The organism is Rhodoglobus sp. G.S.23, from assembly GCF_056675935.1.
This window is the reverse complement of sequence record NZ_CM155237.1, coordinates 2,259,564-2,281,572: the sequence shown is the minus strand read 5'-3', so window position 1 is coordinate 2,281,572 and position 22,009 is coordinate 2,259,564. Positions and strand designations below refer to the sequence as shown.

The window sequence follows — 22,009 nt, the reverse complement described above, 5'->3', positions numbered from 1 at the left end:
AATGGACGGTGGTCGAAACCACGTTGGGTCATTATTGCACTCTTTTGGGGGTCGCGTTACCGGGTTATGTGGGCGCTCACAGGGTGAGTCTCAGGATCCAGTTGGGCAATTCCCAGAGATTTCTCCTAGAATTCGACGGGTGCGCCGCCATTTCTGGCGCTCGCCACAGCGAAATACACGGCAGATGAGGTTCGATTGAGCAACGGCAATTCCGGCGACGGCCGACTCAGCAAGAATGAGCGACGCGAAGCAGCACGTGAAAAGGCTCGCGTTCAGCGCGACGAACAAAAGAAGAAGGATCGCCGCACTCGGCTGTTCCTTCAGGGCGGTGTAGGCCTCGCACTCATCGCGATCGTTGCCGTTATCGCCCTCGTGCTCGTGAACTCGAACCAGCCCGCTGGTCCTGGCCCCAAGAACTTTGCCAGCGACGGTATCCAACTCAATCAAGGCTTCATTGCTACCCCGACTGATGCCCTCGACGCGGATGCTGAGCCCATCGCTAGCGTTCCCGATGAAGGTTCAGGCGTGCTCGATATCCAGATGTATGTCGACTACCTGTGCCCGATTTGTGGCTCGTTTGAGCAGACAAACGCAGAGTACATCGAAGGTCTTGTCGACAACGGCGCGGCAACTCTTGAAGTCCACCCCATCACGATTCTTGACCGATTCTCTCAGGGGCAGCGGTACTCATCCCGTGCAGTAAATGCTGTCGCGTGTGTTGCCGATTCTTCGCCAAACGACTTCTACGCGTACCACAAGCTGCTGCTTTCTGAGGAAGTCCAACCAGCAGAGAACACCTCCGGCCTGAGCGACGACGACCTGATCGCGTTGCTCGACACAATAGGAGCTGACAGCGTTCCAGCGATTAGCGAGTGCATTCAAGATGAGACGTTCAAGTCGTGGGTAAAGAACTCAACGGCTCGCGCTCTGTCGGGTCCGCTTCCTAACACTGACGTGCCTCAGGTCACGGGAACCCCAACGGTTCTTGTCAACGGGCTCAAGTATGAGGGTGCAGTAAACGACCTCGCTGCTTTCCAGGCCTTCGTTATTCAGGCGGCGGGCGATGACTTCAACGCCAACTCGACTCCGACCCCGACGCCGACACCTACCCCGTAGGTTCTTCTAGCGCACAACAAAAGGTGCCCCCGGTCATACGACCAGGGGCACCTTTTGTGTCATACAGCGGAGTGTCGTGCAGAGGAGTGTTGGTCAGCCGAAGGTGTACGAGCACGCCTCAATGCTTTCGCTTGCGGTACCAGCGTTGAACAATTCGCAGCTGACCATCGTCAACGGTGCAACCGTCTACCTCAGCGATGCTGTTCTCACGTCTCTTGCCTCGTAATTCCTTAGCAACGGTTACGGGTCCCGTTTTTGCGTGCCCGGATGCCCGTAGTAGAGGGGTTCGGATGCGCGGAGGTCGAGGAAGAGGAAGTCCTGACGATTGCAGAAAGTTTTTCCAGCGCACGTGTCGATTCGGCACGTGCGCTGCGTCATGTCAGTGAAGGGCAAGAAATTCCGGCCCCGAAAGGACATGATGATGCTGAATGTGCTGGCGATCGCAATCGCCACCGCCGCGGGAATGCTCGTTGGGTGGCTCGTTCCTGACCGTCACGCTGGCTGTGGCATCCGTTAGCTGGCTCGGGTTTACCGCGTCGCGTAATGCTGTCGAGTATCTTTTTGAGAAGAAGTCCCCGACGCTGTTTGCGATCAATATGGGTCATCAGCTTGCAGTTCTCATCGTCATGTCCGTCGTTATTGGCCTTTTTGGCCACACTTCACAGATCGGTTAGGGAGAAAAACATGCAGTACATGATCCTGATTCATTCAGAACCGTTTGATGGCCCAGAACCGGGTACAGACGCCTTCGACGCAATGATGGCGCCGTGGATGGCCTACAACCAGAAGCTCATTGATGGCGGCCACTATATCGCCGCCGATCAGCTGCAGGGTGTTGAGACCGCGACCACTATTCGTCGGGCGTATGGTGCCGGCGACACAATCGTCGATGGCCCGTTTGCTGAAACCAAGGAGCACTTCGGCGGCTTCTACATTGTGGAAGCCGAAGACCTGGATGAGGCGCTTGCGCTCGCTGCCGAGGTTCCGATTCCGGCCGGCTCGCTCGAGGTTCGCCCGGTGGTGCCCTCCTAGCGTGCCTGATAACTCAGAGGCGGTCACCCGCCTGGCGCGTGAGGAGAGTGGGCACGTGCTCGCTCTTCTCACGCATCGCTTTGGCCTCGATGTGGCCGATGAAGCTGTGCAGGATGCGCTCGTTGAAGCGCTGAACTGGGGCAGCGTTCCTGACAACCCTGCTGCGTGGCTCTACACGGTGGCGCGTAATCGCGCGGTCGACCGTGTGCGGCGTGACGCTGCGACAGCGCGACGGCTAGCTCGGGCAGCCCCCGATTTGGTGCGCTCTAACCACAGCACCGGCTACGGCGGTAACGACAGCGAGGAGGTGCCACCCGAGATGATTGATGACGCTCACTATTCGGGCGACGAACATCTGCGACTGCTGTTGCTCTGTTGCCACCCGGCGCTCAGTCGCGAGGCTCAAGTGGCGTTGACTCTGCGCCTTACTGGCGGGCTCACGACCGCCGAGATCGCGGCCGCATTCTTGGTGCCCGAGCAGACTCTTGCTCAGCGAATCGTGCGGGCGAAACGCAAGATTCGCGACGCCGGCATCCCGCTGACGATCCCCGAAGACCTCACGCTGCGAGTGGATGCGCTGCTCACCGTTCTCTACCTGATTTTCAACGAGGGCTACCTCTCGCGGGGGAGTGCAACCGGTGGCCGCGTTGACCTCGTGGAAGAAGCGATTCGCCTCACGATCACCACTCGCGAACTCCTCCCCGGCAACGCTGAAGTAGAAGGCCTGTTTGCGCTAGAGCTCTACGCTCGCGCCCGCCACGACACCCGCTTTCGCGGCGACGAACTCATCCTGCTCGAACAGCAAGATCGCACCCGCTGGGACGGCGAGCTGATTGAGCAAGCCAACGGGCTCCTGCACAGTGCCCTCGGTCGGCTGCAGCCAGGGCCCTTCCAAACCCAAGCGGTCATCGCGCGCCACCATGCCACCGCGCGCATCGCCGCCGATACCGACTGGGCGGCCATCGCATCCGCCTATTCTGTGCTGCTGACCATGACCGGCAGTTCTCCCGTTGTTGCGCTCAATCGGGCGGTCGCCGTGTCGATGGCTGATGGCCCGGATGCCGGACTGCGGCTTCTCGACACCGTGACCGGTCTCGAGAATTATCACTTGTACTGGTCAACGAAAGCGGAGCTGCTGTTGCGTGCGGGTGATGTGGATGCCGCGGCTCCGGCTTTCGCGCGTGCCCGCGAACTTGCCACCAACGGTGCCGAACAGCAGCACCTCGATCGGCAGATTGCGCAACTGAGGCAGTAGGTCTCCGCGAGATTCGCTTTCTGAAAGAACGCTCACAGAAAAGAGTTGGATTCGAGGGCGAACCTTCAGCGGCGAACGAAATTCTAGGGCTCATGACTGAGACCCTTTCCCACCACACCCGCACCATCCTGTTGAACAGGGTGCCTGAGATCACGTTCGCCTTTTGGGTGATCAAAATTCTTTCGACCACGACTGGCGAAACTTTCGCCGACTATCTCAACGTTGATGTTGGGCTTGGCCTGACCTTTACCACCTGGATTATGGGGGCGTTGCTGGTTGCCGCTCTCATCGGGCAGTTCATGACGAAGCGCTACACCTCCGGGATTTACTGGACTGCAGTGGTGCTCATCAGCGTTGTCGGCACGCTCGTCACTGACACCCTCACTGATGTCTTCGGCGTTGAGCTTTGGGCGAGCACGCTGTTCTTCAGCGTCCTCCTCGCGGTGACTTTCGGAATCTGGTTTACACGGGAGCGCACGCTCTCCATCCACACCATCTTTACGCGCCGCCGTGAAGCGTTCTATTGGATAGCGATCCTGTTCACATTCGCACTGGGTACTGCCGCTGGCGACCTCATCACGGAAGGATTTGGGCTTGGCTACCTCGTTGGCGTGATCCTGTTCGCAGCACTCATCGGCGTGATCGTGATTGCCCGCTATGCCTTCAACGTGAATGTAGTGTTCTGCTTCTGGGCGGCGTACATCCTTACCCGCCCGCTTGGGGCGTCGATTGGTGACCTGTTGTCGCAGAGCCCGCAAGACGGCGGATTAGGCATTGGAACGACTGCGACGAGTGTCGCCTTCTTGGCGATCATCGTTGCGGTCGCGGCCTACCTCGGCGTGAAGATTGGTCGTCAGCGCCGCGAGGCCGAAGCTCTTTCTGCGCACGTCGTTACTGTGGCGGCATAGTTCCAACTATCCGATGCACCGTACTGTTGACCGCGTGGTCCCACGCATCCTGATTGTCGACGATGAGCCTGAACTTGCGTCGCTGCTGGCGCGCGGCCTTCAGTCGGAGGGTTACGCGGTCAACGTCGCCGCTAATGGCATCGAGGCGATCACATTGAGCCGTGACATCCGCTTCGACGCGGCTGTTCTCGACATCATGCTTCCGGGGATGTCGGGCTTTGAATTGTGTCGTCGGCTTCGCGAAGAAGCCACCGGTGTCGCTATTCTGTTGCTCACCGCGCGGGATGCTCTTGACGATCGTGTGCGGGGCCTCGACTCTGGGGCGGATGACTACCTCACCAAGCCGTTTGAGTTCGCTGAACTGGCTGCCCGCTTGCGTGCTCTGCTGCGTCGCGATCAACTGGGATCGTCGCGACTCGACATCGGAGGCTTACGCATAGATTTCACGCGTCACGAGATTAACGCGGGAGGCGCTCCTCTGCGGTTGAGTCGCACTGAGTTTGACCTGCTGCGGCTCTTAGCCGTCAATCGCGACCGGGTGCTGTCTCGCACTGAGATCATCGACGTGGTGTGGGGTTCCGCCGCCTACATCGACCCGAATATCGTTGACCAATACGTTCGCTATGTACGCAAGAAGTTGGATGCCGTGGAGTCACCAGTCCGAATTGTCGCAATGCGGGGGCTAGGTTTTCAACTCAGCGAAGCCGTCTCGTGAATTTCTCGCGACTCACTATTCGCGCCCGGATCACGGGCGGAAGTTTGATAATTGCGATCCTTATTTCCCTAGTCGCTGGCATTGTCATTTTTGCCCAAGTGCATCGCATAGTCACCGATGGGCAGCAGCGAGTGCTCGACAATGTAGAAGCACCCTATCTGGTGGCGTTGGGGGAGGATCCCGCCGAAGACATCGACCCTCCCGGTGCTGACCAACTGGTCGCGATTGTGGCTCCCGGCGGAGAAACCGTGCTCGATACTTTGCCAAGCTCGCTCAGTGTGCTGCTCCCGTCAGTGCTCGAGGGCTCAAGCGAGACAACGCCGCTTACCATCGGAAGCGAATCTTTTTTGGTGCGCGTAAGTCCTGTCGAAACCACTTCGGGAACGTTCAGCGTCGTGAGTGCGACCCGCAATGATGCGCAAGCGAGCGTGCTCAATCAGGTGGCGCTGCTCCTCGTCGCGAGCATCGCGGGTATCAATATTGCGTTCGGAGCAGCCTCGTGGCTGATCGGATCCGCAGCGCTCGCACCAGTCGCACGTCTCCGACGCAGCGCGGCTGAACTCGTGCACTTACGTAGTGACGAGCTGCTGCCGGTTGGCCTGGCACAAGACGAGATATCCGAACTAGCCAACACCCTCAACGAGTTGATTGTCCAGTTGCGCGCTTCGGCCGAGCGCGAACGAAATATTGTGTCGGATGCGAGCCACGAGTTTCGAACACCACTTGCTATCGTTCACACCCAACTTGAACTGGCGCAGCGCGAGGCATCCTCGTTGCCTCAGATGCAGGCGGATGTAGCGGCAGCCCAACGCACTCTCGCGCGCCTGACTGCTCTCGCGACGTCAATGCTTGAGCTGTCTCGTATTGATGCTCAGGTTGTTCCGGGTAGTTCACATGTGGGGGCGCTTTCGGAGGAATTGGCGGATGCCGCTGACCGAGGTCGCGTGCGTGTGGCAGGGCGCAACATCCGAGTTGAATACGATGTCGAGGGCCTTGTTGATGCAGAACTGGTTTCGGTGAGTGTCGCCGACTTCGGGCGCGTGTGTGACAACCTCATCGGAAACTCGCTCGCGGCGATGGGAGAGGTGGGGCTGATTGAGATCTCTCTTGCCCGGAGTGCAGCCCACGTAGTGCTTCGAGTCAGCGACAACGCTGGAGGCATGGACGAAGTGTTTGTGTCGAACGCGTTCCACCGTTTTTCGCGCGCGGAAGAATCCCTGGGAGGCTCAGGCGCCGGGCTTGGGCTCTCGATTGTTGCGGGGATCGTTGCAGTGGCTGGGGGCGAGATACGTCTCAACAACCAGTCCGGTATCGGGCTCGCAGTCGAGGTCGTTCTGCCGACGCTATCGGCCTAGTTCGACTGCGGAGCAGAAGGTGAGTTTGGTGGTGATTTCCGTGGCTTGGGCTGCGCGTAGTGATGCTCGCCCCGAGCGCCCTTCTCGACAATGTCGCGGATGCGCGCGGCTCGCACAGCGGGCGTCTTGATCGCAGTCACGCGCGCGTAGATCTGAAAGCGCACGCTCCTCGTGAGGCTGGCGTGGAACTCCGCCGACGCGGGGTTAGCGTCGAGCGCAGCTTGCAGGTCTGGGGGCGTCATCATGTTCTTCTGGCTGTAGGCGGCATCCCAGCGTCCATCGGCTTTGGCCCGTTCGATCTCTGCGAGACCACCGGGGCGCATCTGGCCGGCATCAATGAGGCGAGCGACGTGGTCGCGATTGATTTGCGACCAGGGGCTGTTCTTGCGGCGCGGAGTGAAAGCTTGCAGCGTGAAGTCGTCGTCGAGACGTGCGCTTTGGCCGTCGATCCAGCCGAAGCAGAGGGCAACATCGAGCGCTTCTGACCAGGTCATCCCTGCGGCTTTAGAGAGTTTCTTGCGCAACTTGAGCCGCACTCCGTCTGGCGAGGGCGCTCCTTCGAGAAAGGTCGTCCACTCAGCGATTGTCACATCGAGGATGGGCTTGTCGGCGAAGCTGACCATGGGTTGATGCTAGTAAAGGCCACTGACGTTCGGTCGACTACATCGTGGCCCGCCGAATCCGGATATCGCCAACCTGGGCTCGTGCGCGCACGGAGACCGACTGCTCGTAGTCTTCCGGCCCGCTGCCGGGCTCGAGCTCGTTATGCACTCGGCCTGTTTTGGAGACGAGGTCGAGCCACGCGGCGACGCCTTTCTCGATTCCGATTCGGATTTGCCCGAGGGAGCTGCTGGCATCGATGGTGCCGCTCGATACTTCGTCGAGGGTGATGCTGCCGTATGCCGTTTTTGCCGTTACGGAGGCGAGGGCTTTGTTGATCTCGAGGTCGCCGTAGGAGAGTTTGGCTTCGAGGGCGCCACTGATTTCTCCCAGGCGGATGTTGCCGTGTGAGGCTTTGAGCGTGGCATCTCCGGTGATGGTTCCGATGCGCATCTGGCCGTTGTCGACGGTGAGTTCGGCATCACCTTCGACGGTTCCGATGGTGGTGCCGCCGTGGGACAAGCGAAGCCATAGGTCACCGGTGGTATCGAGGTTGACTGCGCCCATCGCGCTCTTGATGCGCGTTGCACCGAGGCGTCCGACGGTGTGCACGTCGCCGAGCGCGATTTCTCCAGTGAACCGCGAATCTACCGGCAACTCAACTTTCACATCTACGGACTCGCTTGGCCCAACGAGGCTGAATCGGGGGCGTGGAGTGGTGATAGTGACGCGGTTGTTGTCGAAGTCCACAGTGGTATTTTCTGCGGCCCGTCGATCGCTTTCTCTACCTGCATCGGTGGGAGTGATCGTCACGATGGTGTCTTCGCGCTCGCTTGCGACAATGTCGATGGTGCCGACTTTTGCGTTAATCGCGAGATCAATGGGGATCGGGGTGGTGAAGGTGGGCATGCTGGCGCCTTTCTGTGGGCGTGGTGGAGAGACCTCGCGGCTGCGCGGGGTTGATGGATGTGGTGGGGTGGGCGGCTTAGCGCGCCCAGCCAGCGAAGGAGTCGCCTATTGCGGAGGGTCGTTGCGGCGTCTTCGGCCGCTGCGGTTGCCCGGGCGGCTGCGGTGGCGTCTGATGGATGGGTTGAGCGGCGGCCGCGATAGCGCGGACCAACCAGGTGTTGACGGAGACTCCGTCAATAGCAGCAGCTTCGTCTACTCGTGCTTTGAGGGCATCGGGGAGGCGAAGTGTGGTGCGTGAAGTGCTCGCGTCATCAAAGTCGATTGCGGCGGCAGTGATGCCGTGGTCATCGTCTTCGGTGGGCGCGTGGGCGATGACGAAGTCGACCTCGCGACCGCGCAGGCGAACGTCAACCGAGCTGGGGGCGAGATCGCGCGTGATTTCGCCGGCAGCGGCAGATAGTACGTCGAGCAGAACGAGCCGTGCAGCGGAGTCCAGCTTGGTGACGAGGCGTTCGGCGACGACGCGAGTTTCGTCGCTGCCGTTCTCTGCGGCATCCACGAGCTGACGCTGAAGGTCGTTAATGTACTGTCCCAGTTCCATAACACCATAGTGACACCACTATGGTGTCATGTCAATACTTTTTGGTGTCAAGAATCTCAGCTACTCCTCGTCGCTGAGTGAACCCTGATTCGTTGTTGGGCGCGAATCGGGCGTTGAATAGACCCATGCGAGCTACTTATATTTATGGCGCGGGCGATGTCCGCGTAATCACCGCCCCCGACCCCAAGCTCCTCGAGAGCACTGACGCCGTTGTGCGCATCACGCGCGCGTGCGTCTGCGGCAGTGACCTGCACCCCTTCCATTCGATGCGGGCGGATGTGGATGCTCTTCCGATCGGCCACGAATTCATTGGGGTTATCGAGGAAGTCGGCAAAGACGTGGCTACTCTCTCGGTCGGTGACTTTGTCATCGCCCCATTCGCGTACTCCGATGGAACCTGCGAGTTCTGTCTCGAGGGGCTGCAGACCTCGTGCATCCACGGTGGCTACTGGGGCAACGGTGGAATCACGGGTGGCCAGGCTGAAGCAGTGCGCGTGCCCTACGCCGACGGCACTCTCGTGAAGGTGCCTGGCACCATTGATGAGTCGCAGTATGCCGGTCTCCTCACGCTCTCCGACGTCTACGCCACGGGGTGGCACGCCGCCTACAAGGCACGCGTTTCGCCTGGTCAGACCGTCACAGTGATCGGCGACGGGGCGGTCGGTCTCCTCGCCGTTCTCTCGGCCAAGCAAATGGGTGCCGAGCGCATCATCCTGATGGGCCGCCACAAGGCACGCACCGATCTCGGCATCCAGTTTGGTGCGACGGATGTCGTGGCTGAGCGAGGCGAGGAGGGAATCGCTCAGGTGCGCGAACTCACTGGCGGCACAGGAAGCCACGCTGTACTCGAGGCTGTCGGATTCATGCCCGCCTACAAGCAGGCCCTCGGCGTCGTTCGTGCTGGCGGAGTGATCAGTCGAGTGGGGGTTCCTCAGTATGAGGAAGCCCCCGTTGGCCGCCGCAGTCTCTTCGGCAAGAACGTCACTCTCACCGGTGGTGTTGCTCCCGCCCGCGCCTACATCGAACAACTGCTGCCCGCCGTGCTCGAAGGAACGGTGAACCCCGGCCTTGTCTTCGACCAGACCGTGAAGCTCGAACAGACCCCTGATGGCTACACCGCCATGGATGAGCGCACGGCCCTCAAAGTGATGGTCGATCCCACGTAGCTCTCACATCGGGTCGCCCTCTGGAGCTATTCTCTTCGCATGACCGCCAGGATCTCTAACATTTCCGTTCATGCTGAGAATCCGGATGCCCTCGCCGAGTTTTGGTCGAGGTCGAGTGCGCACGCCTCGTGTCTCTCGGTGCCTCAGTAGAGCAGGTACTCGAGGGAGCGTGGGGGCCGTTTAACGAATTCGCAATCATGATGAGAGACCCCGAAGGCAACGAGTTTTGCCTGCAATGAGGATGGCCGGGATGGCCGGGATGGCGGGCATGGCCGTGAGGCCGAAGCCTGGAACCGGGCGATGTGGATGGTTGCGTCCGAGTTCTGAACGTCGACGCCTATACTTCTGACGTGGTCGACTTTGTCGTCGCGGGGCTAAGCGCCAACTCCGTGCCGTATTTGACGGCCCTAGACCTGCAACGTGCCGTGCACGCCGCTGTTGTCTCGGGCCAGCGCACCGATACTCTCATTCTGCTTGAGCACCCGTCCGTGTATACGGCGGGCAAACGCACAGAGCTAAGTGAACGCCCCGATGACGGCACTCCCGTCATCGACACTGACCGTGGGGGCAAAATCACCTGGCACGGTCCCGGGCAACTGATCGGCTACCCGATCCTGCGATTGCCCGATCCGGTCGACGTCGTCGCCTATGTTCGACGGCTCGAAGGCTTTCTCATCGAGGTGCTCGCCGAACTCGGTGTTGCCGGGCATCAGGTGCAGCACCGCTCGGGGGTGTGGGTGACCAATGGCGCAATCGAAGACAAAATCGCTGCCATCGGCATCCGCGTTGCCGACGGAGTGACCATGCACGGATTTGCCCTGAACTGTTCCAATGAGTTCGATGCCTACGAACACATCGTCGCGTGCGGCATCCGCGATGCTGGCGTCACCTCGATCTCTCGAGAATTGGGGCGCACAGTGCAACCGGGAGACATCGTTGAGCTCATTCAAGCCAAGTTTTCTGACATGTGGGAGCTGGTGCAATCGTGAGCGCCGCACCGTCCGGCCGCAAGATGCTTCGCCTCGAAGTCCGCAACGCTGAGACTCCGATCGAGCGCAAGCCCGAGTGGATCAAAACGACAGCCAGAATGGGTCCCGAGTATCGGCAGCTTCAAGAACTGGTGAAAAGTGAAAACCTCCACACGGTCTGCCAAGAAGCAGCCTGCCCCAACATTTTCGAGTGCTGGGAAGACCGGGAGGCAACCTTCTTGATCGGCGGTGCACAGTGCACTCGGCGATGCGATTTTTGCCAGATCGACACGGGAAAACCCGCCGACTACGACACAGATGAACCTCGTCGCGTCGCCGAATCTGTCGTCGAAATGAAGCTTCGCTACGCGACTGTGACCGGGGTGGCTCGAGACGATCTCCCGGATGAGGGCGCGTGGCTGCACGCCGAGACCGTCCGACAGATCCATACCCGTGCTCCCGGAACTGGCGTAGAAATTCTCGCTACCGACTTTTCGGGAAATCCGGACTATCTCGGCGAAATCTTCTCGGCAAGCCCGGAAGTCTTTGCCCACAATGTAGAAACCGTGCCGCGGATCTTTAAGCGCATCCGCCCAGCATTTCGCTACGAACGATCGCTGGACGTTCTCACCCAAGCTCGTAATGCGGGAATGATTACCAAGTCAAACCTCATCTTGGGGATGGGCGAAGAGCGAGCAGAGATCAGTCAAGCCCTGCATGATCTTCATGACGCGGGCACCGACATCATCACCGTCACCCAATATTTACGACCAACAGCTCGCCATTTGCCAGTAGCCCGCTGGGTGCGACCAGAAGAATTCATCGATATCAAGGCAGAAGCAGAAGATATCGGATTCCTCGGAGTGCTCGCCGGCCCGCTCGTGCGATCCTCGTACCGTGCCGGGAGGCTCTGGGCGCAGTCGATGAAGGCTAAGGGCCGTGAAATTCCCGAACATCTGCGATCTCTTGCCGATGCAGCAGCGGTATTCAAACAAGCAGTGTCGTAGAGCGCTGAGCGGATCCCGCCCTTCGTGTGCCCTGGCGCCGGCACTGTTCCCGTCGTAACCGCGAAACAGGGTCGCGGCGAAACAAGAGTTGCTACGAGACAAGAGTTGCTGTGGAACAAGAGTCGCCGTTAAACAGCGATGTCGAAGGCCGCTAGGGTTTAAATAACCCCGACGGCCTTCGACATCTTTGCTGGGCCTCCTGTCGGATTCGAACCGACGACCCCCGCTTTACAAGAGCGGTGCTCTAGCCAGCTGAGCTAAGGAGGCTTGGACCAACGTCCTATTTTAGACATGACTACACCTATGCTCCCAACCAATCCGCAAAGTCGGCGTCGTGCACTGGCCGGAATTTTCGCTGCAGTCGCTGCTGGCGCCCTCGTTTCGGCCCAAAGTCGCATCAATGGAGAACTTGCGGTTGAGCTTCACGACTCGACCCTCGCAGCCCTGATTTCTTTCGGATCGGGCCTCATCATCCTCACGCTCATCGTGCCGTTCGTGCCAACCGCCCGCGCTGGATTTCGCACCCTCCGTACCGAAGTTTCCAGCAAAAGACTGCCCTGGTGGTACCTCACCGGTGGTGCGTTTGGAGCATTCTTCGTCCTGACTCAGGGCCTCGCGGCGACCGCCCTCGGCGTTGCGCTCTTCACTGTTGCGGTCGTGGCTAGCCAAACAATTAGCTCCGCCGTCATCGACCGAGTGGGGATCGGCAGCCTACAAAAGAGACCAGTCACCGCATTGCGAGTCGCGGCATCCGCCCTCGCAGTTGGTGCCGTAATTTTTTCTGGGCTCTCTGATTTGCGACTCGACGGACCCTTCTTGCTCGTGTTTCTGCCGCTTGTTGGCGGATTTGGCATCGGCTGGCAACAAGCCATCAACGGTCATGTGCGTCACGTGACCCGTTCGCCACTCACCGCCACCTACGTCAACTTTGTCGTCGGAACATCAACCCTCGCCATCGCGACAATCACGTTCGGATTCTTTGGTGGGTGGCAACACGAGTTTCCGACCGACCCAACGCTCTACATCGGGGGAGCAATCGGCGTGATCTTCATTGCCGTCGCTGCAGTGCTCGTACCTATCACCGGGGTGCTGTTCTTCGCACTCGGATCCATCGCGGGGCAGTTGATGGGCGCACTAGCACTAGAAATCTTCGTGCCAACAGACAGCGATGGGGTGGCACCGACCACCGTAATCGGTGTGGTGCTCACCCTCATCGCCGTAGCGATCGCTTCACTTTCGAGTCAGCGACCGCCAAAAAAGAAGCTGTCTAGCTAGTTGTCTTCTTCGAACTCCAGTGAGCTCGAGTTCAAGCAGAAACGGTCACCCGTTGGCGTTTGGTGCGCGTCATCAAAGAGATGACCCAAGTGTGAACCACAGGTTGCGCACACAACCTCGGTGCGAACCATGCCCAAGGAGCGATCTTCGCGCAGTTCAACAGCATCCGGGTTGATCGCCTCATAGAAACTGGGCCACCCCGAACCGGAGTCAAACTTGGTGCCACTCTTAAAGAGCTCAGCGCTGCAGGCGCCACAGCGGTAGGTGCCCTCACGTTTTTCGTCAAGAAGAGCACCAGACCACGGGCGATCAGTGCCGGCTTCACGCAGCACCGAGTACTTGAGGCCGAGCTCTTCCCGCCACTGTTCTTCTGTCTTATTCACCTTGTAGGTCATGGTGGTCTCCTTAGTTCGTCAGCTTTCGCTGCCCAGTACATTAAACTCGTGGTTGTGCCTAATGATTCCGTGATCGCCAAGTCTTGGGGCGAATTAACAACAACCGAGCTCTACTCGATCATGAAACTGCGCACAGACGTGTTTTTTGTTGAGCAAAAAGTCGACGAAGAAGAACTCGACAACCGCGACCAAGAAGACGCAACGGCTCATTACTGGATCGCCGACGACCACGGTGTCGCTGCCTACATCCGTGTTCTCTACAACGAGACCGCAGAATACCTAGATGGCCACCGCGTCATTGGGCGTGTTGTTGTACGCGAAGATCGTCGTGGTGAAGGCTTAGCGCAGATCATCATGAAGCGGATCATTGGCGACTTCAGCGGCGAAGCAATGCTGCTCCACGCCCAGGAATACATCGTGCCGCTCTACGCCAAATTTGGTTTCGAATCATTCGGTGAGCTCTATGAAGAAGCCACCATCATGCATCAATCGATGTACCGCACAGCCCAGTAATGCGTGGCCTCAACGTCTGCGTTCTCGGCCCCGCAGCGCTCATCATCACTGCCGTCGCTATTGCCATTACCCCCATGACAAGCAACGCCACAGAATTGGATGCGCCAGATACCCGCACCGGCACACGGTCGGCGACAACTGACGTGAACCTCGCCGCCGACGACTCCACTTGCCAAATATCGGATGCCGCCATCACCTGGGGTGTCAAAGAGTCGCTTCGGTCGTACATCAGCGGCACCATCGCGAACGGCGAATGGGCGGTGAGCGACGGTGCCACCTATGACACCCCCAACTTTGGTTGGAGCGAAGGTGCAGGCCAACTCGACGCGGGCCGTGGCACCCTCGCCTTTGACGGCACCCTGCGATTCACCGGCCACGACGGAATTCTCGACACCACGCTCGACGCGCTCGAACTGCAGTTCGACGGCACCACCAGCGCAAAGCTCGTCTTCGACGTTAGTGGAACCACTCAAGACGGGACGCCCGTCGACCAGTCCGGCGTGGAATTCGCAACCATTGACACATCCACCGTCGCAGTCGATAACGGCACCGCACAATTAGCCGCCGCCTCCGTGACGCTCACAGAGGCAGGATCTGCCGCGTTCGGCACCTACCCCGCTGGTGAAAAACTCGACCCCATCACGGTTACGTTTAGCGCGACGACCAACTGCATGCCAACGCCCCAAGCGAGCGTCACCCCGCGAGAACGGAACACCGTCGTGGCATTGGCGGTCGTCGCTGCCGCGGCAGCTGCAGGCCTCGTCTTTTTCGTCACCCGGTGGCGCGGAACCAAACGTTCGCCGCGCCAACGCCCCTAACTACGAACCAGAGCCAGGTGCATAAATGGCACGCGCGAGCGCATCAAGCACCATGACCGTGCGTGGGCCGAAGCTCAAAATCTCGCCATCATCCATCTCGACAAAGCGCTGATTTTTGCCAGCCTCCGTCAGCGCGACCGCCGGGCGAGCCTCAAGTAAGCCGCTCACGCCACCAACACTGTCGAGGCCATTGGTCATCACCAGAATGAGATCCGGATTCGCCGCAACCATCGCCTCATCCGTCATCGGACGCATACCTTCGAGACCGATCTCGGCAGCAACATCCACCCCGCCAAGAGCATTGATCAAGACATCTGAACCAGACTCCTGACCAAACAGGTAATAAACACCTGACGTTCCCCGCAAATAAAGAAACACCATGCGCAAGCGATCACCGCGCGGAACAATGCCCGCAATCTCCGTAATCTTCGCCTGAATTTCCGCAGCCAACTGCTCACCGAGCGCCACCCCCGCAGCCGGAACCCCCAACGTGGCTGCAGTTTGACGCGCCAACTCAGCAACCCCATTCACCGAGGGATCAGTCTCCACAAACACCACAGCAATGCCAGCATCCCGCAACTGCAACACCACATCGATCGGACCAATCGAACCATCCGTCACAACCAGATCCGGACGCATCGCCAAAATCGCTTCGCTATTGACCGTATGGGCACTCGACGTGATTACCGGCAACGCAGCAGCCTCATCAAACGTCGTAGAAATATCGCGCGCCACCAAAGAATCAAGCAAACCCAAACCGGCAACCGTCGCCGCAATCGACCCCGAAATATCCATCGCAATAACGCGGTCGGCCGACGAAACCGTCACCGAGACATCACCACTCAGATCATGTGACATCACGGTCGTCGGCAAGGACTGCTCCGGCGCAGAATCAGGAGCAGAAATACCCGCCGTCGGAAGAGCCGCGCGCACCAACCCGCTGTAATCCTTCGCATCATCCAACACCGTCAACTGAGACAAAGGAGAACTCGCATCAGCAGTGACCGTAACCATCGGCTGCTCCGCAACCGTCGAGATCGAACAACCGCTCACCACAAGCGCAACACAAGACACCACCACTGCAGTGGCGAAAAGTCGTAAGCGCATGAAGACCAATCGAAGACATCGGGTACTAAGGACATCCTAACCTCGACCGCCGCTGATTGACCGAGCAAGCCGCGTCGTTAGGCAATCCCAAAGGTTGCGCGCCCTAGAATTGCCACAATATTGGAGGTCGTCATGTCAGAACCCGAAACAACAACACACGCCTCCAACGGGCTACCCGAAAATGCGACCCAGATTCTCGACTTCGAACGCGAATGGACCCGCCACGTCGGGGCAAAAGAAGAAGCCATCAGCAGCCAGTTCCACGTATCAAGCGCGCGCTACTATCAAATGCTCAACGCCGTAATTGACGCACCAGCAGCCGTCACCTACGACCCCATGCTCGTCTCGCGACTACGACGCAACCGAGACAACCGGATGCGCAACCGCACAGTGCGCACAACACACCACCACAACGAAGAATTGACAGACTAATCAATGGCTAGTTACCCGAAAGATCGATTCGACGAACAGCCCGACGACATCGAACGCGTAGGCGCACACCGCGGACCCAAACGACGCGGAGGCGGCTGGATCGGATTCGCCTGGGCCCTACTCGCAACCGGAATCCTCGTCTTCGGTGGCCTCTTCGCCCTCAGTCAATACCTCGACGACGACCTCGGAATCCCCCTCTTCGCCTCACCAGAAGAACCCGCAGCCACCCCAGAACCCATAGAAACAGTCGAACCCCTCACCGACCCCACAACCATCGACCCCGCACGAGCACTCACCATCGACATCCTCAACGGAACCCCCGAAACCGGAGTACAAACCAGCGTCCTCGACGAACTCACCGCCGTCGGCTGGCCCATGGGCAGCGCCGCACCAGCCTCCCAACGCGACATCGAAGACACCTACGTTTACTACAGCAACCCCGAAGACGAAGACGTAGCCGCCGGCCTCATCAACGCCCTCGGAATCGGCGAAATACGACTCATCGAAGCCGACGTCTTCCCCGCAGCACAACTCACCATCGTGCTCGGAACCGACTACCTCACCGCCGTACAATAAGCAGCCAACCCCCACACCACACGACCACACCCGGAACACGCGCACTCGCCCCTGTCGAGTGCGCTGGGCTGTCTTGCACTCGCCCCTGTCGAGTGCGCTGGGCTGTCTTGCACTCGCCCCTGTCGAGTGCTAATTTTGACCTTGGCACTCGCATAGTTCGAGTGCCAACTTATTCGCTTGTACGACGTCCGGGAGGGACGAGAAACACACATGGCAAAGATCATTGCTTTTAACGAAGAGGCCCGTCGCGGCCTTGAGCGCGGCCTGAACATTCTCGCTGACGCCGTAAAGGTCACACTCGGCCCGCGCGGTCGCAACGTTGTTCTCGAGAAGAAGTGGGGCGCTCCCACCATCACAAACGACGGTGTATCCATCGCCAAGGAGATCGAGCTCGACGACCCGTTCGAGAAGATCGGTGCTGAGCTCGTCAAAGAGGTAGCAAAGAAGACGGATGACGTTGCCGGAGACGGTACGACTACTTCTGTTGTTCTTGCACAGGCACTCGTGCGCGAAGGCCTCCGCAACGTTGCTGCGGGTGCAGACCCCATCAGCCTCAAGCGCGGAATCGAAAAGGCCACCAACTCGGTCATTGAGGCACTCATTGCGAGCGCCAAGGAGATCGAAACCAAGGAAGAGATCGCGGCTACCGCATCAATTTCTGCTGGTGACCCCGAGATCGGTGCACTTATCGCTGAGGCGATCGACAAGGTCGGCAAGGAAGGTGTTGTCACCGTTGAGGAGTCGAACACGTTCGGCACCGAGCTTGAGCTCACCGAAGGCATGCGCTTCGACAAGGGATTCCTGTCGGCATACTTCGTCACTGACCAGGAGCGCCAGGAAGCGGTCTTCGAAGACCCCTACGTTCTTATCGTCAACGGCAAGATCTCGAACATCAAGGATCTGCTCCCCATCGTCGACAAGGTAATCCAGAGCGGCAAGCAGTTGCTCATCATTGCTGAAGACGTTGACGGAGAAGCACTCGCAACTCTCGTCGTGAACAAGATCCGCGGCATCTTCAAGTCGGTTGCCGTCAAGGCTCCCGGTTTCGGTGACCGTCGCAAGGCTCAGCTCGCTGACATTGCAATCCTCACCGGTGGACAGGTCATCTCAGAAGAGGTTGGCCTCAAGCTCGAGAACGCAACGCTCGAACTCCTCGGTCGCGCCCGCAAGGTCGTTATCACCAAGGACGAGACCACGATCATCGAAGGTGCGGGTGACGAAGAGGCGATCGCAGGTCGCGTCAAGCAGATCCGTGCCGAGATCGACAACACCGACAGCGACTACGACCGTGAGAAGCTCCAGGAGCGTCTCGCCAAGCTCGCCGGTGGCGTTGCAGTAATCAAGGCAGGTGCCGCAACTGAGGTTGAACTCAAGGAGCGCAAGCACCGCATTGAGGACGCAGTCCGTAACGCAAAGGCAGCGGTTGAAGAGGGAATCGTCGCCGGTGGTGGCGTTGCCCTGATTCAGGCTGGCAAGATCGCGTTCGACAGCCAGGCAATGGCTGACTTGGTCGGCGACGAAGCAACCGGAGCGAACATCGTTCGCGTTGCTATCGACGCACCGCTCAAGCAGATCGCACTCAACGCAGGCATGGAGCCAGGTGTTGTTGCTGACAAGGTCCGCAACCTCCCCATTGGTCACGGCCTCAACGCGGCAACCGGCGAATACGTCGACATGCTCGCTGCAGGTATCAACGACCCGGTAAAGGTAACCCGCTCGGCTCTGCTCAACGCATCGTCGATCGCTGGACTCTTCCTTACGACTGAAGCTGTTGTTGCTGACAAGCCAGAGAAGAACCCCGCTCCGATGGGCGACCCGTCAGGTGGCATGGACTTCTAAGTCCCGCCGCTAAACGTAGTCCCACCGCAGTAAACAGAATGGGCGTCTCCTGCGGGAGGCGCCCATTCTGGCGTTAACGCCCGCCACTCAGCCGCAACACGGCCGCAACTCGCCCGCACAGGGGCGTCAGCGCGGCCGAGCGGGCTTCTTCAGCCTCCCTTATGCCCTCACGCGCTAGCGTGCAAAGAGGCGAGCATTAGCTGCCTCGATCTCCGCATACTGCTGGCCAGCCTGAGTGAGCGCGTGATTGATCGCAGCGAGGTTCTCTTCAACCCGCTGCTGAGTTGCCTTCCAATCAGTAACGACGGTAGAGAAGGCAGTCGCTGCCTGCCCGGTCCAGGAACCCTGAAGGTTGGTGAGTTGGCCATGCAGTCCAGAAACTTCGGCCTGAATTCTGCTGATGGAGTTCTGTACCGCTCCAGTTGCGCTGAGAACGGCATCGCTATCTACTTGGTATCGAGTCATGGCTCAACCGTAGATTTCGATACCGATGCTCGCGCAGCCTAATCCTCTTCGGTTGCCTCAGGCGCGTCAGGTTCGCTGGGGAGGAGAGGAAGTTCAACGCGGAAGGTTGCGCCTCCTCCGGGGGTCTCAAGCGCTTGCACGGTGCCTTTGTGGGCGTGCACGATTGCCGAGACGATGGCGAGGCCAAGGCCGCTGCCACCAGTGTCACGGTTTCGTGAGCTGTCGGCGCGCCAGAACCGTTCAAAAACTTTGTCGCGAATCTGTTCGGGAATGCCCTCGCCGTGGTCGATGACGGAAAGCACCGCGAGCTGTCGTTCGCGGTCAACCCCGACACCGATCTCGACGGGAGTATCGGGAGAAGCGAAACGCAGGGCGTTGGTCACAAGGTTGGTGAGCACTTGGCGAATCTTGTTTTCTTCAGCCATGACAACGGCGTGAAGATCCTTCGCTGGCGGTGCAGAGATTTGGGTGATTCGAGCCGCAGCTTTGGCCACCGCAACTGATTTTTTGCGTGAGGCAAGGCGGGAGAGCCGAGCGCCGGCAGCGGCGATGGGACCTGTTGCCAGTGCGGCAACCCCGCGCGGTGGCGTACTCGGTTGCGGGTGGGAACTCTCCGGCAACGTAATCGCCTTGGTTGCTGTGTCGGCGTCAGCGGCAGAATCTGGGTCTGGCTTAACCACGGGGTGAGCGCTAATGGTGGGGTGAGTGTTGATGACATTCACGACACGGCCAGCGGAGGCACGAGCATCCATTGCAGCGTCGTTTGCGAGCGGCAAAAGATCGACCTCGGTGAGTTGCAGCGGCTTGGTTTCATCGATGCGGGCCAACTCGAGCAGGTCTTCTACGAGCCCACCCATGCGGATGGCTTCCTTTTCGATGCGTTCCATTGCCTGCAGAACATCGTCGGGCTTGGTAATCGCGCCCATGCGGTACAGCTCCGCATAGCCGCGCACTGTCACAAGGGGAGTGCGCAGTTCATGGCTGGCGTCGCCGACAAAGCGGCGCATCTGGTCAATGGTGCGCGCGCGATCAGCAAAGGCACGATCGATTCGTCCAAGCATCGAGTTGAGGGAACGATTGAGCCGCCCCACTTCAGTATTGGGAGTCGCGCCGGATAGTCGTTGGTCGAAGTCTCCGTCGGCAAAACGGGCAGCGGTCGCTTCCACTTCGCGCAGAGGGGAAAACGTGGAGGTAACAAGGAGACGTGTCAGGGCGCCACCGACAATCACCACTGTGAGTCCGAAGAACAGAAAGATCGCGGCATAGCGGGCGACGATGGCGTTTGAGTCGCCCAAATCTCGGGCGATCACGATGGTCACAAAATCGATGCCGATAGTGCTGGCAGCGGGGTAGGCAATGACTCGCCACTGCCCTCCGATAGAGGTGCTTGGCAGGGTAAATGCCGAAGTTTGCTGGCTGGCAACAGCAATCGTGAGACCCTCAAGCACGGGGCGGGCGGCATCCTCTTCACGACTGTTGCAGCGCATGCTGCCGTCATGATTGAGCACTGCAAAGTAGAGATCGTTTGGCAGTCGAGAGACACTGCACTGGGGGTCGCGTGCTGTTCCGGTGTACTGGATGCGGCCATCAAGTCCGTCGGCTGCTGCGCTAATTTTTTCGTCAGTTTGCTGCAGCAGGTAGTCGCGTAATACGGCGGCAGTGCCGACGCCGGCGACGAGGAGCCCCATGGTCAACAGAAGCACCGTCACTCCGGTGACTTTCGTGCGAAGCGAGATGCGGCTCCACGCGTCTGGGATGTTCTCCTGCATGATTGTGAACGCTACCTCGCGTGGCTGGGAATCGGGAAACAGTTATGGCCAGCTCGACAACGTTTTCGTGTCGAACCGGCCACCTGACTAGGTCAGACCTTTGCAGCCTTCAGCATGTAACCAAAGCCACGCTTCGTCTGGATGAGCGGCTCTTCGGTGTGAATGTCGAGCTTGCGACGGAGGTAGGAAATGTAGCTCTCAACAATGCCGGCGTCGCCGTTGAAGTCGTATTCCCAGACGTGGTCGAGAATTTGAGCCTTCGAGAGCACGCGGTTGGGGTTCAGCATGAGATAGCGCAACAGCTTGAACTCGGTGGGGCTGAGTTCGATCTGCTCGCTGCCGATGCTTACTTCGTGGGTGTCCTGGTCCATGGTGAGGTCACCGGCACGGATGATGGTCTCTTCATCGTCTGCCATGGTGCGGCGAAGAATTGCTTTGATGCGGGCAACGATCTCGTCGAGACTGAATGGCTTGGTGACATAGTCATCGCCACCGACGGTGAGGCCGGTGATCTTGTCTTCTGTGTCATCTTTCGCCGTGAGAAAGAGGATAGGGGAGGTGTACCCGGAGGCGCGCAAGCGCTTGGTCACCCCGAACCCGTTCATGTCGGGCAACATCACGTCGAGGATGATGAGGTCGGGTTCTTCTTCAAGAACCGCCGAGATCGTTTGTGCCCCACTCCCTACCGCACGCACCGCAAATCCTGCGAAGCGCAGGCTCGTAGTGAGTAGGTCGCGAATGTTGGGTTCGTCGTCAACAATCAGAATCTTGGGTCCGTCAGCCATGCCCTTAGTATCTGCGTGTTTCCTGAACGTTGGCTGATGAGCATAGGCGTGTCGGCACGTTGTTCACTCAAACTTTCCTTGAGTATTAATTAATTTTAAGCATAGGGTGGGTATACGGGATTTCGGGTGAGGGGAGACGCGTGATGACACGACTAGTTCGGTGCACACTAATCGCATTTGGTATTGGGGCATTGTCGTTTCTCGCAACCGCGTTCATCGCAAATTATGCGCACTCGAACAGCACCGGGTGGGGAAGCGTTGACAGGATGACCCCGATGTGGCCCGTGAGCGTCGGCCTAGCGGCCATGTCCCTTATGGCGCTGAGTGTTGTGGCGTTGCTCCTCTGTGTGAGCGTTGGGCTCATCCGCGAATCGCTCACGACTCGCCAAGCAAAAGTCTGAAG

The 22,009-nt window shown here is 59.2% G+C and carries 27 protein-coding genes and 1 tRNA gene; 19 read left to right on the top strand and 9 right to left on the bottom strand.

The features are described 5' to 3' along the window. The first annotated feature begins 195 nt into the window (after positions 1–195). From AC1ENN_RS11140 to AC1ENN_RS11105, 8 genes are all read left to right on the top strand, one after another. A complete protein-coding gene (locus AC1ENN_RS11140; protein ID WP_480391211.1) occupies positions 196–1,116 on the top strand; it encodes a DsbA family protein in 921 nt (306 codons plus the stop codon). 76 nt (positions 1,117–1,192) lie between these two features. Further along, positions 1,193–1,342: a hypothetical protein gene (locus AC1ENN_RS11135; RefSeq protein ID WP_480406079.1), complete on the top strand. Its 150-nt coding sequence runs from the start codon at positions 1,193–1,195 to the stop codon at positions 1,340–1,342. Positions 1,343–1,619: 277 nt separating this feature from the next. Continuing rightward, positions 1,620–1,790, top strand: a complete 171-nt coding sequence (locus AC1ENN_RS11130) for a DUF1761 domain-containing protein (protein WP_480391208.1) — start codon at positions 1,620–1,622, stop codon at positions 1,788–1,790. Between the two features lie 10 nt (positions 1,791–1,800). Further along, complete coding sequence (locus tag AC1ENN_RS11125) at positions 1,801–2,148, top strand: YciI family protein (protein ID WP_449647317.1); 348 nt, start codon at positions 1,801–1,803, stop codon at positions 2,146–2,148. A 1-nt stretch (position 2,149) separates the two neighbouring features. Further along, on the top strand, positions 2,150–3,403 hold the full coding sequence (locus AC1ENN_RS11120; RefSeq protein WP_480406078.1) for an RNA polymerase sigma factor: 1,254 nt from the start codon (positions 2,150–2,152) through the stop codon (positions 3,401–3,403). Between the two features lie 92 nt (positions 3,404–3,495). Next, positions 3,496–4,311: a COG4705 family protein gene (locus AC1ENN_RS11115; protein ID WP_449647315.1), complete on the top strand. Its 816-nt coding sequence runs from the start codon at positions 3,496–3,498 to the stop codon at positions 4,309–4,311. A gap of 34 nt (positions 4,312–4,345) precedes the next feature. Continuing rightward, positions 4,346–5,026, top strand: coding sequence for a response regulator transcription factor (locus tag AC1ENN_RS11110; RefSeq protein WP_480406077.1), 681 nt, complete (start codon positions 4,346–4,348; stop codon positions 5,024–5,026). Beyond that, positions 5,023–6,381, top strand: a complete 1,359-nt coding sequence (locus AC1ENN_RS11105) for a sensor histidine kinase (RefSeq protein WP_449647313.1) — start codon at positions 5,023–5,025, stop codon at positions 6,379–6,381. The genes AC1ENN_RS11110 and AC1ENN_RS11105 overlap by 4 nt, the downstream gene beginning before the upstream one ends. Here the strand turns inward: AC1ENN_RS11105 and AC1ENN_RS11100 are convergent. The 3 genes from AC1ENN_RS11100 to AC1ENN_RS11090 all read right to left on the bottom strand — a co-directional run bounded on the left by AC1ENN_RS11100 (position 6,378) and on the right by AC1ENN_RS11090 (position 8,491). Further along, positions 6,378–7,004, bottom strand: coding sequence for a YdeI/OmpD-associated family protein (locus tag AC1ENN_RS11100; protein ID WP_480406076.1), 627 nt, complete (start codon positions 7,002–7,004; stop codon positions 6,378–6,380). The two genes, AC1ENN_RS11105 and AC1ENN_RS11100, sit on opposite strands and share 4 nt — an antisense overlap. 37 nt (positions 7,005–7,041) lie before the next feature. Next, positions 7,042–7,890: a DUF4097 family beta strand repeat-containing protein gene (locus tag AC1ENN_RS11095; RefSeq protein WP_480391205.1), complete on the bottom strand. Its 849-nt coding sequence runs from the start codon at positions 7,888–7,890 to the stop codon at positions 7,042–7,044. A gap of 76 nt (positions 7,891–7,966) precedes the next feature. Beyond that, a complete protein-coding gene (locus AC1ENN_RS11090; RefSeq protein ID WP_480406075.1) occupies positions 7,967–8,491 on the bottom strand; it encodes a type II toxin-antitoxin system HicB family antitoxin in 525 nt (174 codons plus the stop codon). A 125-nt stretch (positions 8,492–8,616) separates the two neighbouring features. Here AC1ENN_RS11090 and AC1ENN_RS11085 point away from each other — a divergent pair, with 125 nt between their 5' ends. From AC1ENN_RS11085 to lipA, 4 genes are all read left to right on the top strand, one after another. After that, positions 8,617–9,657 carry a zinc-binding dehydrogenase gene (locus AC1ENN_RS11085; protein WP_480406074.1) on the top strand — a complete coding sequence of 347 codons (1,041 nt, stop codon included), beginning with the start codon at positions 8,617–8,619 and terminating at the stop codon, positions 9,655–9,657. A 101-nt stretch (positions 9,658–9,758) separates the two neighbouring features. Next, positions 9,759–9,896, top strand: coding sequence for a VOC family protein (locus tag AC1ENN_RS11080; protein WP_449647308.1), 138 nt, complete (start codon positions 9,759–9,761; stop codon positions 9,894–9,896). Positions 9,897–10,007: 111 nt separating this feature from the next. Beyond that, complete coding sequence (lipB, locus tag AC1ENN_RS11075; protein ID WP_480406073.1) at positions 10,008–10,646, top strand: lipoyl(octanoyl) transferase LipB; 639 nt, start codon at positions 10,008–10,010, stop codon at positions 10,644–10,646. Continuing rightward, a complete protein-coding gene (gene lipA / locus AC1ENN_RS11070; protein ID WP_449647306.1) occupies positions 10,643–11,632 on the top strand; it encodes a lipoyl synthase in 990 nt (329 codons plus the stop codon). The genes lipB and lipA overlap by 4 nt, the downstream gene beginning before the upstream one ends. Before the next feature lie 193 nt (positions 11,633–11,825). Here the strand turns inward: lipA and AC1ENN_RS11065 are convergent. Then, positions 11,826–11,899: transfer RNA gene (locus tag AC1ENN_RS11065), tRNA-Thr, on the bottom strand. A 24-nt stretch (positions 11,900–11,923) separates the two neighbouring features. Here AC1ENN_RS11065 and AC1ENN_RS11060 point away from each other — a divergent pair. Then, complete coding sequence (locus AC1ENN_RS11060; protein ID WP_480406072.1) at positions 11,924–12,907, top strand: DMT family transporter; 984 nt, start codon at positions 11,924–11,926, stop codon at positions 12,905–12,907. On the opposite strand, the gene msrB is transcribed toward AC1ENN_RS11060, so the two are convergent. Then, complete coding sequence (gene msrB / locus AC1ENN_RS11055; RefSeq protein ID WP_449647304.1) at positions 12,904–13,302, bottom strand: peptide-methionine (R)-S-oxide reductase MsrB; 399 nt, start codon at positions 13,300–13,302, stop codon at positions 12,904–12,906. The genes AC1ENN_RS11060 and msrB overlap by 4 nt on opposite strands. 54 nt (positions 13,303–13,356) lie before the next feature. Between msrB and AC1ENN_RS11050 the strand changes: the two genes are divergently transcribed. Further along, a complete protein-coding gene (locus AC1ENN_RS11050; RefSeq protein ID WP_480391201.1) occupies positions 13,357–13,815 on the top strand; it encodes a GNAT family N-acetyltransferase in 459 nt (152 codons plus the stop codon). Then, entirely contained in the window at positions 13,815–14,633 is an 819-nt protein-coding gene (locus AC1ENN_RS11045; protein WP_449647302.1) for an HtaA domain-containing protein, read from the top strand. Before AC1ENN_RS11050 ends, AC1ENN_RS11045 begins: the two co-directional genes overlap by 1 nt. Here AC1ENN_RS11045 and AC1ENN_RS11040 read toward each other — a convergent pair whose 3' ends face one another. After that, positions 14,634–15,647, bottom strand: coding sequence for a heme/hemin ABC transporter substrate-binding protein (locus tag AC1ENN_RS11040; RefSeq protein WP_480406071.1), 1,014 nt, complete (start codon positions 15,645–15,647; stop codon positions 14,634–14,636). Between the two features lie 225 nt (positions 15,648–15,872). Here AC1ENN_RS11040 and AC1ENN_RS11035 point away from each other — a divergent pair, with 225 nt between their 5' ends. The 3 genes from AC1ENN_RS11035 to groL all read left to right on the top strand — a co-directional run bounded on the left by AC1ENN_RS11035 (position 15,873) and on the right by groL (position 18,587). After that, complete coding sequence (locus tag AC1ENN_RS11035; RefSeq protein ID WP_480406070.1) at positions 15,873–16,172, top strand: DUF3263 domain-containing protein; 300 nt, start codon at positions 15,873–15,875, stop codon at positions 16,170–16,172. Between the two features lie 3 nt (positions 16,173–16,175). Beyond that, positions 16,176–16,748, top strand: a complete 573-nt coding sequence (locus tag AC1ENN_RS11030; protein ID WP_480406069.1) for a LytR C-terminal domain-containing protein — start codon at positions 16,176–16,178, stop codon at positions 16,746–16,748. Between the two features lie 210 nt (positions 16,749–16,958). After that, a complete protein-coding gene (gene groL, locus AC1ENN_RS11025; RefSeq protein WP_449647298.1) occupies positions 16,959–18,587 on the top strand; it encodes a chaperonin GroEL in 1,629 nt (542 codons plus the stop codon). A 174-nt stretch (positions 18,588–18,761) separates the two neighbouring features. Here groL and AC1ENN_RS11020 read toward each other — a convergent pair whose 3' ends face one another. From AC1ENN_RS11020 to AC1ENN_RS11010, 3 genes are all read right to left on the bottom strand, one after another. Beyond that, positions 18,762–19,052, bottom strand: coding sequence for a WXG100 family type VII secretion target (locus AC1ENN_RS11020; protein ID WP_343924626.1), 291 nt, complete (start codon positions 19,050–19,052; stop codon positions 18,762–18,764). A gap of 38 nt (positions 19,053–19,090) precedes the next feature. Next, a complete protein-coding gene (locus AC1ENN_RS11015) occupies positions 19,091–20,821 on the bottom strand; it encodes a sensor histidine kinase (RefSeq protein ID WP_480391198.1) in 1,731 nt (576 codons plus the stop codon). Between the two features lie 92 nt (positions 20,822–20,913). Then, positions 20,914–21,606 (bottom strand): response regulator transcription factor, encoded by a 693-nt coding sequence (locus tag AC1ENN_RS11010; RefSeq protein WP_449647296.1) that lies wholly within the window; start codon positions 21,604–21,606, stop codon positions 20,914–20,916. A gap of 266 nt (positions 21,607–21,872) precedes the next feature. Here AC1ENN_RS11010 and AC1ENN_RS11005 point away from each other — a divergent pair, with 266 nt between their 5' ends. After that, positions 21,873–22,007: a hypothetical protein gene (locus AC1ENN_RS11005; protein WP_480406068.1), complete on the top strand. Its 135-nt coding sequence runs from the start codon at positions 21,873–21,875 to the stop codon at positions 22,005–22,007. Positions 22,008–22,009: the final 2 nt, after the last annotated feature.